The organism is Streptococcus suis, assembly GCF_017601095.1.
GTDB classification, from domain to species: Bacteria; Bacillota; Bacilli; order Lactobacillales; family Streptococcaceae; genus Streptococcus; species Streptococcus suis_Z.
Genome location: NZ_JAGFUX010000002.1, coordinates 1 through 12,571 on the forward strand (window position 1 = coordinate 1; position 12,571 = coordinate 12,571).

General features: G+C 45.3%; 15 protein-coding genes and 2 pseudogenes. 4 read left to right on the plus strand and 13 right to left on the minus strand.

The genetic code is table 11. The annotated features are described in order from the left end of the window. Both J5566_RS01520 and J5566_RS01525 read right to left on the minus strand, forming a co-directional pair. Positions 1-1,173: pseudogene (locus J5566_RS01520) on the minus strand (hypothetical protein); the annotation flags it as partial. A 19-nt stretch (positions 1,174-1,192) separates the two neighbouring features. Continuing rightward, a complete protein-coding gene (locus tag J5566_RS01525; RefSeq protein ID WP_208561789.1) occupies positions 1,193-1,729 on the minus strand; it encodes a hypothetical protein in 537 nt (178 codons plus the stop codon). Positions 1,730-1,959: 230 nt separating this feature from the next. Between J5566_RS01525 and J5566_RS10470 the strand changes: the two genes are divergently transcribed. After that, complete coding sequence (locus J5566_RS10470) at positions 1,960-2,109, plus strand: hypothetical protein (RefSeq protein WP_244228926.1); 150 nt, start codon at positions 1,960-1,962, stop codon at positions 2,107-2,109. A 70-nt stretch (positions 2,110-2,179) separates the two neighbouring features. Continuing rightward, a pseudogene (locus tag J5566_RS01535) lies at positions 2,180-2,578 on the plus strand (tyrosine-type recombinase/integrase); the annotation flags it as partial. Between the two features lie 107 nt (positions 2,579-2,685). Here J5566_RS01535 and rpsI read toward each other — a convergent pair. From rpsI to rlmB, 6 genes are all read right to left on the minus strand, one after another. Further along, positions 2,686-3,078, minus strand: a complete 393-nt coding sequence (gene rpsI, locus J5566_RS01540) for a 30S ribosomal protein S9 (protein ID WP_002942223.1) — start codon at positions 3,076-3,078, stop codon at positions 2,686-2,688. Positions 3,079-3,097: 19 nt separating this feature from the next. Continuing rightward, positions 3,098-3,544, minus strand: coding sequence for a 50S ribosomal protein L13 (gene rplM / locus J5566_RS01545; RefSeq protein ID WP_002876943.1), 447 nt, complete (start codon positions 3,542-3,544; stop codon positions 3,098-3,100). Positions 3,545-3,751: 207 nt separating this feature from the next. Then, positions 3,752-4,645: a haloacid dehalogenase-like hydrolase gene (locus tag J5566_RS01550; RefSeq protein ID WP_208561791.1), complete on the minus strand. Its 894-nt coding sequence runs from the start codon at positions 4,643-4,645 to the stop codon at positions 3,752-3,754. Between the two features lie 62 nt (positions 4,646-4,707). Next, entirely contained in the window at positions 4,708-5,568 is an 861-nt protein-coding gene (locus J5566_RS01555) for a DegV family protein (protein ID WP_208561792.1), read from the minus strand. Then, positions 5,565-6,086, minus strand: a complete 522-nt coding sequence (locus J5566_RS01560) for an NYN domain-containing protein (protein WP_208561793.1) — start codon at positions 6,084-6,086, stop codon at positions 5,565-5,567. The genes J5566_RS01555 and J5566_RS01560 overlap by 4 nt, the downstream gene beginning before the upstream one ends. Continuing rightward, a complete protein-coding gene (gene rlmB / locus J5566_RS01565; RefSeq protein WP_032511689.1) occupies positions 6,087-6,815 on the minus strand; it encodes a 23S rRNA (guanosine(2251)-2'-O)-methyltransferase RlmB in 729 nt (242 codons plus the stop codon). 133 nt (positions 6,816-6,948) lie between these two features. Between rlmB and J5566_RS01570 the strand changes: the two genes are divergently transcribed. Next, on the plus strand, positions 6,949-7,338 hold the full coding sequence (locus J5566_RS01570; protein ID WP_208561794.1) for a DUF1761 domain-containing protein: 390 nt from the start codon (positions 6,949-6,951) through the stop codon (positions 7,336-7,338). A 73-nt stretch (positions 7,339-7,411) separates the two neighbouring features. Then, entirely contained in the window at positions 7,412-8,380 is a 969-nt protein-coding gene (locus tag J5566_RS01575) for an aromatic acid exporter family protein (protein WP_208561795.1), read from the plus strand. On the opposite strand, the gene J5566_RS01580 is transcribed toward J5566_RS01575, so the two are convergent. The 5 genes from J5566_RS01580 to cysS form a co-directional block, all read right to left on the minus strand. Further along, positions 8,377-8,595, minus strand: a complete 219-nt coding sequence (locus J5566_RS01580; RefSeq protein WP_208561796.1) for a hypothetical protein — start codon at positions 8,593-8,595, stop codon at positions 8,377-8,379. The genes J5566_RS01575 and J5566_RS01580 overlap by 4 nt on opposite strands. Positions 8,596-8,736: 141 nt before the next feature. After that, positions 8,737-9,867: an ABC transporter ATP-binding protein gene (locus tag J5566_RS01585; protein WP_012775339.1), complete on the minus strand. Its 1,131-nt coding sequence runs from the start codon at positions 9,865-9,867 to the stop codon at positions 8,737-8,739. A 109-nt stretch (positions 9,868-9,976) separates the two neighbouring features. After that, complete coding sequence (locus J5566_RS01590) at positions 9,977-10,831, minus strand: helix-turn-helix domain-containing protein (RefSeq protein WP_208561797.1); 855 nt, start codon at positions 10,829-10,831, stop codon at positions 9,977-9,979. Between the two features lies 1 nt (position 10,832). Next, positions 10,833-11,231 carry a Mini-ribonuclease 3 gene (locus J5566_RS01595; protein WP_099810349.1) on the minus strand — a complete coding sequence of 133 codons (399 nt, stop codon included), beginning with the start codon at positions 11,229-11,231 and terminating at the stop codon, positions 10,833-10,835. After that, positions 11,224-12,567, minus strand: coding sequence for a cysteine--tRNA ligase (cysS, locus tag J5566_RS01600; protein ID WP_208561798.1), 1,344 nt, complete (start codon positions 12,565-12,567; stop codon positions 11,224-11,226). The genes J5566_RS01595 and cysS overlap by 8 nt, the downstream gene beginning before the upstream one ends. Positions 12,568-12,571: the final 4 nt, after the last annotated feature.

Consider the following 12,571-nt stretch of genomic DNA (forward strand, 5'->3'; position numbering starts at 1 on the left):
TTCCGACCACTCTCTTGATTTTCCTAGTACGGTTTTTATTTTATCCAAAGGATAGGGAGGACGGTCTGCTGGAGCGGTAATGATAGCCACTACTGGAACATCTTTTTTTACAGCTTGCTTGCCAACTGAAACTTGCACCCAATCTCCCTTATTTATGGTTTGGTCAGGACAATAGTAGGTATAGGGTTTGCCGTCAACTGAAAATTGTACCTGGCAAAACCGCAACATTTTATTCGGTTTCCATAAGAGAGCCGGCTCCAGAGGTCGTTTTTCAAAGTAATCCAGCTCGTCATCATACCACCATTCATCCGTCAACCAGAGATTACAATAGGGACAACAATAGTCATCATAGTCTGATAAATAACATGTATTTCTAACGCAAGCTGGACAAGGCTTCCCCTCCTCATTGATAAATCCATCTAATTCAACACCATTGATATAGAGACCATAGTCATCCTCCGGTTCATATACATGCGTTTCAACAGAATGCGGTACACAACTCAACCAGTCATCCAAAGGCAAAGAAAGAATACTATAAATCTTGACCTCACTCCATCTTTCTTTGAGAGATTGACCATCATAGATTTTTGCCTCAAAAAGTTCCTTGGCAGTCTTAAATCTTCCACCATCTGGTAGATCTGACAAACCTGCCCAGTAGGGGGCTTCATTCCCTGAATATCCAATATATCGAAGAGTATCCTGATTATCTGTCTCAAAACGAAAAGCAGTCTCATCAACATTCATCCCCGCCTCAAATTCTTGCAAGAAATAATCATACTGCAAACGAGTAATGGCTGGATGCCTTTCTGTAGTCGGTTTATGGGGAATTCCCAACTTAAAACTTTCTGCTGAGAAGGAAAAATAGCCATTCACAAGCTGAAATTGACAAGTAGTGCCATTATATAAAACTTCATAAATCCACCACCTGGAAAGCCCCTCCATGTCTTGCATTCTAAAATCTGACACTCCATGACACTCCAAATCCCAAACCAAGGCTGGCTCATTGGAATGACTTTCTGCTAAACAATCCTCCTCAATAGTTAAGCGTAGGCTAGCTGACTGACTATCATAGGAAAAGGAGCCAATCAAATAATCATGAAACTGTCCAACAGATAAGAAATAATCAGCCAATTTCCCAGGATCGGTAATGTAGCCTATTCTTTTTGTCCACATGATATTCTCCTCTCACAAATCACTCCTCATAATATCTCGGTAGGTCCAGCAAGGTAGCCCTGTCGAGCCAGTTAATCTTATTCTCCAATAGATAATACCAGACAATATGATCTGAGTCGACCAGTGCTTCTTCAAACTCATATCTAGCCTCTGCCCATCTTCCAAAGTCATCACCTAACAAACAAATCGCTTCTTTGACACCATGATTCCAATAAAAGCGAGAAACATAGATACAATTTTCTTCAACCGCGTACCACTCTAGGTTATGGTCCATCTGAATTGCCGCTTTAATAGCAGCAATGGGATAGGACCACTTGGTCGCAAATGTGACAACCATCAAACCATCTAAACGCATCTGGTAGGTGAAACCATAACCATAATAGATGTATTCACCAAAAAGTTCTCCATACTTGCCAATGTTTTTAACACCCATCAGTTTGTTAAAACTAATATACGGTGGACCAATCCTTTTTTCGTCTATCGGGTAGTAATCTAAAAAGTAGGTTTCAAAAAAATCTTTGGAACAAATGACCTGCTGATACACATAGTTTGCCATAAAACCCAACCTTTCCTTACTGATTTTAGTATAACATTTTATATGAAAAAAGATTGCCAATATAACAATTTTTTTCATACAGTTATTCAATCGCAACAAACAAAATCGGATCAGAAATACAAAAAATTTACCTTATTCTTGATTTTAAAGAATAAGTCAACTAAAAAAATCTCTTTTAATTTTTGTGCATACCTTGTATAAAATAGTTGCAACATCGGAAGGCAGAACCAATGAATAACAGTATTAAGCAAGTTTGTATAGAAGATTCGAATGTAGAAACTAGCATTCTCAAAGCTGAGCCAACTTTTGAATTTGACAAAGAATTAGAAAGTGCTATGGACCAATACAATGGATTATTGAAAGAATTGGTGGATAAATGATTTTTCTACCTAAGCGCATTTGACATATTCTCAGCTAATTCTTGAAATAAAGTCTATAGTGAAAAAGTGGTTTTTCTTGAGTGATAGGAAATCTGATAGTTATGCCCTCCAACGGAAACACATAAACTTAAAACAGCAGGAAATCCAACTTGTACAAGCTTTAGATAGGTACAAAACACCGAAATCCACAAAGGGTAATAAGAAGACCACTTTTGGAATTCCTACCGAACTAACTGATTTGTTGATTGCTTGGAAGAAACAACAAAAAAAGGAGATGACTCATGCAACACCTCACAAATTACGCCACACTGGAGCAACACTAGCTAAACAAGCAGGAACATCACTCGAAGCTATTTCTGAAGCTCTAACACATAGTGATACTATCACAACAAAAACCTATGTAAACACCTCAAACGTTGTTCCTCTATCTGCTGGTACTCTCGCCTATCAACATATTCAAAATAAATAGGGTAAATTTAGGGCAACTTTTAGGGCAAACTTTCGTAAAAAGCATAGAAAAAAGCACCCGTGAGGTATACTCTTGAGTGCTTTGAAACGTTGATATATCGCGGTATACTAACGTTTACTAAATTGACTTGCTTTACGTGCTTTCTTAAGACCTGGTTTCTTACGTTCAACCATACGAGCGTCACGTGTAAGAAGGCCTGCGCGTTTCAATGAATCGCGGAAGTCTGGGTCTACTTGAAGCAATGCACGCGCGATACCGTGACGGATCGCACCTGATTGACCACCGTAACCACCACCGTTCACGTTAACGAAAACGTCGTATGAACCTTGTGTTGAAGTTACTGCGAATGGTTGGTTGATAACCAAACGAAGGTCAGCGTGTGGGATGTACTCTTCTACATCTTTTTTGTTAACTGTGATTTTACCAGTACCTGGGACCAAACGTACGCGTGCAACCGCGTTTTTACGACGACCAGTACCTGTGTATTGTGCTTGTGCCATTTAGATTACGTCCTTTCCCTTAGATAAGACCTGAAATATCAAGTACTTCTGGTTGTTGTGCAGCGTGAGTGTGCTCAGCACCTACAAACACTTTCAATTTCATGCCTTGTGCACGACCAAGTGTGTTGTGTGGAAGCATACCTTTAACTGATTTTTCAATCAAACGAACAGCGTTTTTAGAACGCAATTCACCAGCTGAGATTGATTTCAATCCGCCTGGGTGGTTTGAGTGAGTGTAGTAAATCTTATCAGTTGCTTTTTTACCAGTCAATTTCACTTTCTCAGCGTTGATAACGATAACGAAGTCACCAGTATCAGTGTGAGGTGTGAAAGTTGGTTTGTTTTTACCGCGAAGAACGCTAGCAACTACTGCTGAAAGGCGTCCAAGAGGTACATCAGTAGCGTCTACTACATACCATTTACGTTCAACTTGGCCTGGTTTAGCCATAAATGTTGTTTTGTTCATGATTTCTCCTATACGAATCGTTTTTGTTTACTGGGCGGATGTTCCGGTCCGCGGGTATTTGGAAGGTTCCGGGGCCTTTCAAATGGGGTAAACAATACCGTCTACCATTCTATCAAATCTACTAGTCTCCGTCAAGCCATTTTACTTTACTTTTTTTATTTTTTGAAAGATAGCAGAGCTGCTGAGAATGAAAGCCTTATCATAACCTTATCTCCTCACTGACTGCCCCATTTTAAAATAAGTATGCCGCTTGCCTCTGACCGCCAAGGACAGGGCCAAGATATTTTCAGGATCTGGCATCCGACCGTAGCCCCCATCACCAATATGGTGGATGTCCGAACCAACCCGCTTGTTGCTGAGCCCAAACTCCCGCACTGTTTGGCTGTCCGCACTCTCTTGACTGGTTCCAATGGTCGAAATGACTAAAGCCCCACGCGCCTTGACCTGACTAATGATTGGAGCCACAATCTCCTCACGCACACCCGGAACCGTTCCAACTGCAGGTATGAGGACCCCGTCAGCCCCCAGCTCCACAAAATCCAGCAGGGCTTGACGATCCACGACAGACTCGCCCAGACCTGCACCGTGCATTTTTCCCGCAAAGATCAGGCCCTCAAAGTGTTCTTTGGCAAGGCCAATAGCAGAGCGGATTGCAGCCATAGACACACCCGTAGCAGGATTACCTGTCAGCATGATGAAGTCTACACCAAGAACTTGGGCCTGTCGCAGACTTTCTGGACTGACCTGACGACCAGGTTTAAGAAAAACCTGCTGGTCTTGGACTTCCTGACTGGTATCCACAGGCTCCAAGTTAATCCCAACCAATCGACCTGTCAACCGCTTGATTTCAGCGATGGGATTGTCACAGTCGTAAAAACCAACAATCTCCGGATGAAAGACATCCAATTCATTGAGCACCAAGAGGTCGCAACCAAAGGCAGCCATCATCTCCGCATTGGTCACCCCCGCAATCAAGGGAGCCGCTGTAACCACCGTTTCTCCCATGATAATCCGACCTTCACTGGACAAAATGGACTGCTTGAGCTCCTCCTTGGTCGCTCCCAGCAAGTCACTAGCATAACAAGACAACAAGCGTTTCATAATAACCTCCAAATTGATATCGTTTTTGTAACCGCTTTCTGTTTCAGTAAAAAGAAAAGAGATTATCTCTCTTCTTTATTGATAGATAGGATAGCTAGCACCCCTGTACCTGTATGGGTGGCAATGATCGGCCCCAACTCAGTCAAGAGAACATCGGTCACACGGCTATCTTCCAACAAAGTCGCTTTAATGGCTGCCGCCGCTTCCAAATCACCTGTATAGGCCACCATGACCGTGGAATGATCCAAACCATCCAAGGTCAGGTTCAACATTTCCTTTATCCCTTTTTTACGGCCACGGATTTTGGCAATGGCTTCTAACTTCCCTTCCGCATTGAGAGAAAGAAGAGGTTTGATATTGACCAATCCTCCAATGAGAGCTGCTGCCTTAGACAGGCGTCCACCACGCACCAAATGGTTAAGGTCATCGACTAGAAGGTAGGTCCGTAGGCGTGGGACCAATTCTTCAATGAGTGCCTTGGTCTCAGCCAAAGACTTGCCCGCAGCTCGTGCTTGAGCCGCCTGCATAACCAAGTACCCTTCACCAATGGCCGCAGCCTTGGTATCTACAATTTTAATGACAGCATCAGGATAAGCATCCAAAACCATATCGCGTGCAATGACTCCACTCTGATAGGTCCCTGAAAGTGCTGCTGAGAAAGCGAGGTAAAGTACCTCTTTACCTTCCTTGGCTGCCGACTCGAATATTTCTTCAAACTGACCAACATTGACCTGACTGGTTGTCGGCTGGCCCCCTGTTGCCATTTTCTCCAACAATTCCCCAGAAGTCAAGCGGTTTTCCCCAACGGTTTCATAGGTCACACCGTCAAGGTTTATGGTCAAACCAAGCACGGTTACATCATTTTCTTGGACCCAGCTGATTGGCAAATCCGATGTCGAATCGGTTACGATTGTAAATGTCACTCTTTCATTTCCTCCATCATTTCTTTTAAGGCTTGAAAATTCCCATCTGACCAGGGATTGAGGCGCGGGGTGTAAAGCTCTACCTGGTCCACAAACTTGTCCAAGTCCTTCTTGATAACCCTGGTTCTCTCCTCTAACTCACGCGCCGAAACCCGTAAAGCACCTTGGGAGAAGACCACCCACTGTTCATTTAGGTCGCTAGTTGCGACGGAAACCTGCTTGTGACGGTCACTATTGAGCTGGGCGCTGAGCCGCTCGATATAGCTATCTGCCGTCTCTTCCTCCTCTGTAAAAATAACCGACACCTTGAATTCGTCATACTGCTGGCGAAGGCCAGGCACATGGTGGGCATCAAAGACACAAATGACCTCAATCTGTTCAAAGGCTGCGTAGTGAGACAGGGTTCGAAGCAAGGTCGTTCTGGCCGCATCCAAGTCTCCCTTTTTAAAATCCTGCTTGGTCGATTGCCAAAAGGCAATCATATTGTAGCCATCTACGATGAGAACTTTCTCTTTCATTTAGATTTTCTTCCGAAATACTTCGTACATCAGCACAGCAGCTGCCACACTGGCATTGAGGGATTGGACATGGCCCTTCATGGGAATAGTAATCATCTCATCCACCTGCTTTTTAATATTGCTCGAAATCCCTTTGCCTTCATTGCCGATAATCAGGGCCAGCTTACCAGCCGTATTCCACTTGTGACTTGGAGTTCCGTTCATATCGGTACCGAAGACCCAGAAGCCTGCCTCCTTGAGCTTATCAAGGGTTTGACTAAGATTGGTCACTCGGGCGATTGGGACATGGGCCACTGCACCTGTTGAGGTCTTAGCCACAACAGGCGTCACGCCAACTGCTCGGTGTTTGGGAATGATGATGCCAGCTACCTGAGTGGCGTCTGCGGTCCGTAAAATCGAGCCGAAGTTGTGAGGGTCTGTCAGACCGTCCAAGATGAGAATGAGGGGATTATCTTCCTGCTCTGCCTTTTCCAAAATCACCGAAAGGTCCGCATAGGCGAACTCAGAGACCCGCAGGACAAAGCCTTGGTGAACCGCACCTTCTGTCATGTCGGACAGGGTTTTCTTGGGCGTCCAAGAGATTGATACCTTCTTCTCTGCCGCTAGAGCCTTGATTTTTTCTACATTCTTTCCGCGTAAATCATCCTGGATGTAGAGCTTGTTGCCGGTGTTGGCCTCCAAACTCTCCACCACAGCATGTACGCCATATACCATATCATTTTGTTCCATAAGAGTATTATAGCATAGGTTACTTGAAAAATGGCACTCACTGTGTCCCAGCTGAAATACTTGACCACATTACCAATATATGTTATCCTTATGCCTATTACTTGTCCGTACAAGTGGACCAAAAGGAGAACGTATGACACTTATTTTTGGAATTGTGGCAGGTCTGATTGCCTTTGCTATCGGTGGTTTGTGGTATGGTTTGATTTTCCGCGATGCTTGGATCAAGGCTTCAGGCATTGACATGGCTAAGGTAGAAGCAGATCGTCAGGCTGGAAAAAATGGCCAGAAGGAAATGGTGATTTCCCTTGTCATTGAAGTGCTGACTGCCATCATTACTATTTTCTTCATCAAGACCCTCGGTGTTTCACCACTTCACGCAGCTGGTGGTATGGGCGTGATCGCGGTCCTTGCCTCATTGAAAAACTACGTCTTTGAGCAACGCCCTATCAACCTCATCCTGATCAACGAAAGCTACAAACTAGTCTGCTACTTAGTAGTCGGAATCATTGCCTTGTTTGTATAAATCAACAGTCAGGGGAGTGACTGTTGATTCTTTATGGTACAATAAAAGGAAGACTAAGACCAAAGGAGCCAACATGTCCCTCTCCCTCCGCACGATCAAACTCATCTTAGCAACCGTGCTGGCTATTTACCTAGCGACAGCGCTGGGCTTGTCCTATGCGACGGCAGCTGGCATCATCGCCATTCTCAGCGTCCTCGATACCCGCAAGTCCAGCTTCAAAATGGCCCGCAACCGTCTCTTCTCCACCCTCCTGGCCCTGACCATATCCGTCCTGACCTTCGCCCTCTTTGGCTTTGGCATCTGGACCCTCGGCATCTACCTGGCACTCTACGTCCCTCTGGCCTACCGATTCAACTGGGAGGCTGGCATCGCCCCCTCGACTGTCCTCGTCACCCACCTCTTGCTGGAGCAGAATATTTCGCTGATATTTTTGGGAAATGAGCTGACGCTTTTTCTGATTGGGGCAGGACTAGCACTTTTGTTTAACCTCTATATGCCCTCACAAGAAAAGCAAATCGAGGCCTACCACGACCAAGTCGAAGACCTGCTCAAGCAGATTCTGCTTCGCTTTGAAGCCTTTCTGCTTAATGGAGACGGACGAAACAAGGCAGAATTGATTACGCAGCTGGATAAGACCTTGGGTGAGGCCCTGAAAGTCGTCTATCTGGACCGCCACAACCAGCTCTTCCAGCAAACCAACTACCAGGTCCATTACTTTGAAATGCGGGCTGCACAAAACAAAATCCTGCGGACCATGGCAGGAAATATCAACAAATGTTTACTGGAAGGCAGAGAAAATGTCATCCTGTCCAGCCTCTTCGAGCGAGCAGCCCAGCAACTGAGCCGAGAAAACTCCGCCAAGGAACTGCTCCTGGACATCGAGCTCTTCCATGCCACCTTCCGCGAGCGACCTCTGCCACAAACCAGGGAAGAATTTGAAACCCGTGCCACCCTCTTCCAACTCCTACACGACATGGAAGCCTTTATTCGCCTCAAGGTTGATTTTTATGAAGTTTATAAAGATGAAGAACCGTCAGTTTAAGCCGACGGTTCTTCTATTTTTCCATGAAATTCATCTGATACTTGGTTGTGCAAATGCAAGAAAGACAGACCCATCATGGCTGCATTCCCTGCGACAGCAAGGATAAAATCTTCTTTTGAGGAGACCGTTCCCAACCAAACAGCCAGGATTAAAGTGAGATTGTAAATCAAAATAGAGAAAGCTGTCCAGCGAATTTTTCTCAGTAGCGACTTCATAAGGGGACCTCCTGTAAGAATATTTTTCTATTTATTATATAGAATTCAAGAAGCAATAACAAGTACTTATGCGTTCTCAACCTAAAAAACCGCCAGATTTTCATCTAGCGGTCAGGTGTTTTATGAACGATTTTAGAAAGGTTAGACAATCGCCTTGCTTGTTTCATCATCGAAGAAATGAGCTTTGTTGAGATTGAAGGTCAAGCGAACTTTATCGCCTGGGTTGTGGTAGTCACGTGCATCGACACGAGACACAAACTCTGTGCTACCTACTTTAGAGTAAAGCATGGTTTCTGCACCGAGAAGCTCAGATACCACCACTTCTGCTTCTACGATAGAAGAAGGGTACGTGTCCAATTCCAACTGAGAAGCCTTGATGTCTTCTGGACGAATACCAAGGGTAAATGATTTGCCATTGTAGCCTTTTTCTTCCAAGTGCTTGCGGCGACCTTCTGGAAGTTCCACTTTGAAACCATCTCCAACAAGAACGCCATCTTGAAGCGTAACTGTGAAGAAGTTCATAGCTGGGCTACCGATGAAGCTAGCAACAAACTTGTTGACTGGGCGGTTATAGAGCTCTTCTGGGCTACCGATTTGCTCAATACGACCGATTGTACCTGTACCTGCTGGGTTTTTAGTTGCAGACATGATAACGATACGGTCAGCCAAAGTCATGGCTTCTGTTTGGTCGTGGGTTACGTAGATAGTTGTCGCACCGATACGGCGGTGAATTTTAGCAATCTCTGTACGCATGGATACACGGAGTTTAGCATCCAAGTTTGACAAGGGCTCATCCATCAAGAATACTTTGGCATCACGGACGATAGCACGACCCATGGCAACACGTTGGCGTTGTCCACCTGAAAGGTCAGCTGGTTTGCGTTCCAAGAATTCTGTCAATCCCAGGATTTGTGCCGCTTCTTCCACACGTTTTTTGATTTCGTCCTTGCTGTACTTACGCAATTTCAAACCAAAGGCCATGTTGTCAAATACAGTCATGTGTGGGTAGAGGGCATAGTTCTGGAATACCATGGCAATATCGCGGTCTTTTGGAGCCACATCATTCATGAGAACGCCGTCGATGTATGCTTCCCCTTCTGTGATGTCTTCCAAACCAGCAATCATACGAAGAGTTGTTGATTTACCACATCCTGAAGGACCTACGAATACGATAAATTCCTTGTCCTTGATGTCCAAGTTGAAGTCTTCAACTGAATAGTGCTCGCTGTTTGGATATTTTTTGTAGATATTTTTAAGATTAAGTTGAACCATGTCCAATCCTCGCTTTCATTGATAGATTTATTGTAAATGAAAACGCTTTATTTTCCCATGTCAAGTTGACCAAAAGAAAAAAGATATTCTGTGCAGGTTGCACAAAATATCAAAATTGTCTATCTAATAATACCTGATAACAAAAACTCAGGTCAGTCAGGTCTTTGAGCTGGAGTCCCGTCAAATCCTGCCACTTTTCCAAACGATATTGGAGGGTATTGCGGTGGATATAGAGGACTTGAGCTGCCTTGGTAACCACAGCTCCTTCTGCCCATAGGGCTAAAATGATAGCCTGCATATCTTGCTGATCAATCAGCTCCAGCATACTGGCTTTAACCAGACCAAGCTTCAAGCCTGCTCTGCCTTGTCCCCAAAGAAAAAGTTGACTAAAGGAGAGGACGGTCGATTGGTGGTAGTGGGCCCGCCAACGTGCAAAGAGGGCTGCTTCTGCTTGATAGAGTCGAGGCCAGTGGTCTGCGACGTATTTGGGCCAGACCTGCCCAACCAAGAGGGTCAACCGCAAGCCAAAGTCAAACTCCAAAGCCGATAGGGTGTCCTGTAAAACCGTCTGATGATCCATCCAAGTGCCCTGCTCCAATACAATGAGATAATCTTGGGGCGTCAGCTGTACCTGGGCCACCTGGCTGGGCAAGAGGTCGGTCATCATGGCCTGCCAGGCATCCAGCTGGGCTTCTTTTTGCGACCAAAGGTGGATATGGATAAATTGAATAGCCTCAACTGTCTGAGGAATCCTTCCCTGTTCGTGTAGGTAGGACTGCCAAGGGCTTATGTGAGCCTGTCTTTGCGGTTGTGACAGCAAGGATAGGAGATAGCGTTCGCGGTCGGTCAAATCTGACGCTACGAACTGCAAAAATTGACCATTTTCCAAGGGCAGCGAGAGTTCGCCTGCCTCCTGCGACAAGCTCGCCTGCGGAAACCAGCTTACAAGTTCCTTTTCGTCCATCTTATCCCCTTTCTATTTTGTCAATGCACCAGCCCACCAACTCCTCCAAGCGTTCGATCTGCTCAGTCATGTGCAGATAACCCAAGACCGCCTCAAAGCCTGTAGACATCCGATAGGTGACTACGTCCGCATTCTTGGCCTTGGTGTGGCTATGGCTATTCCTTCCCCGTTTGTAGATTTCTTCCTCTTTTTCGGTCAATAGCTGAGCTTCTAAGAGAGCAGAGATCAGGCTTGCCTGAGCCTTGGCCGAAACATACTTGTTGGCCTCACCGTGCAGTTTGTTGGGTTTGGTCAGCCCCTTGAAAATCAAGTGCCGCCTGATATACATTGAATAAACTGCATCCCCTTCAAACGCCAGGGCAATGCCGTTGATGAGATTGACATCTACTGCCTTAGTCACGTGTCCACCTCACACCATCCTTGGTATCCAAGAGTTTGATGCCCTGGGCTGCCAATTCATCACGAATACGGTCAGCCGTCGCAAAATCCCGATTGGCACGCGCTGCTTGGCGTTCTGCTATCAAGGCCTCAATCTCGCTGTCCAAGACTTCTTCTTCAAAGACAATACCGAAGACGGCAAGCATTTTGCCAAAGGCTTCTTTTACAGTTTCATCGTAATTGCCTGAGTTGATCCACTTGGCAAAGTCAAAGATAGCCGTAATGCCGTTTGCTGCGTTGAAATCATCATCCATTGCCGCTTCAAAGGCTGCCAAGTGTTTGCCCAAACCTGCTTGGTCTGCCAAGTCAGACACTGGTTGGGTGTAGGTATTTTTCAGGTATTTGAGATTAAGTTCCGCATCTGAAATCGCCTTTTCTGTATAGTTAAGCGGACGGCGGTAGTGCTGGGTAGCTAGGAAAAATCGCAAGATTTGTCCGTCAATTTGTTCCAACATGTCATGGGCTGTCAGGAAATTGCCCAAGGACTTGGACATCTTCTCATCATTGATGTTGAGCATGGCATTGTGCATCCAGTAGTTGGCAAAGGTTTGACCTGTCTTGCACTCAGACTGGGCGATTTCATTGGTATGGTGAGGGAATTCCAAGTCCGCTCCACCACCGTGAATATCAATGGTATCTCCCAAAATCTCTGTCGCCATGACCGAGCACTCGATATGCCAGCCTGGACGACCTAGCCCCCAAGGGCTTTCCCAAGATACTTCACCCGGTTTAGCAGATTTCCAAAGAGCAAAATCAAAAGGATGTTCTTTGAGTTGACCTTCTCCCTCAACTCGACCAGAAGCACCAGCTTCTAAGTCAGACAGGGTTTTGTTGGCCAAACGAGCATAGTTGGCTGCCTTTTCCACACGGAAATAGACATCGCCAGAAGCTTCATAGGCGTAACCCTTGTCAATCAAGACCCGTACAAAATCAATAATCTCATCCATATAGTCGATAACACGAGGATTTTTGCTAGCAGGTTTGACACCCAACTTTGCCACATCTTCCTTAAAGGCAGCAATAAATTTATCAGAAAGTTCCTTGGTTGTCATGCCAGCTTCATTAGCGGCCTTGATAATCTTGTCATCCACATCTGTAAAGTTGGAGATGTAGGTCACATCAAAGCCACGATATTCAAAATAGCGGCGGATGGTATCAAAAGCCACAACACTCCGAGCATTTCCGATATGGATATAGTTGTAAACCGTTGGACCGCAGACATACATCTTGACCCTCCCCTCTTCCAAGGGCACAAAGTCACGCAAACTGCGAGTCATGGTATCGTAAATTTTAATCATGCGT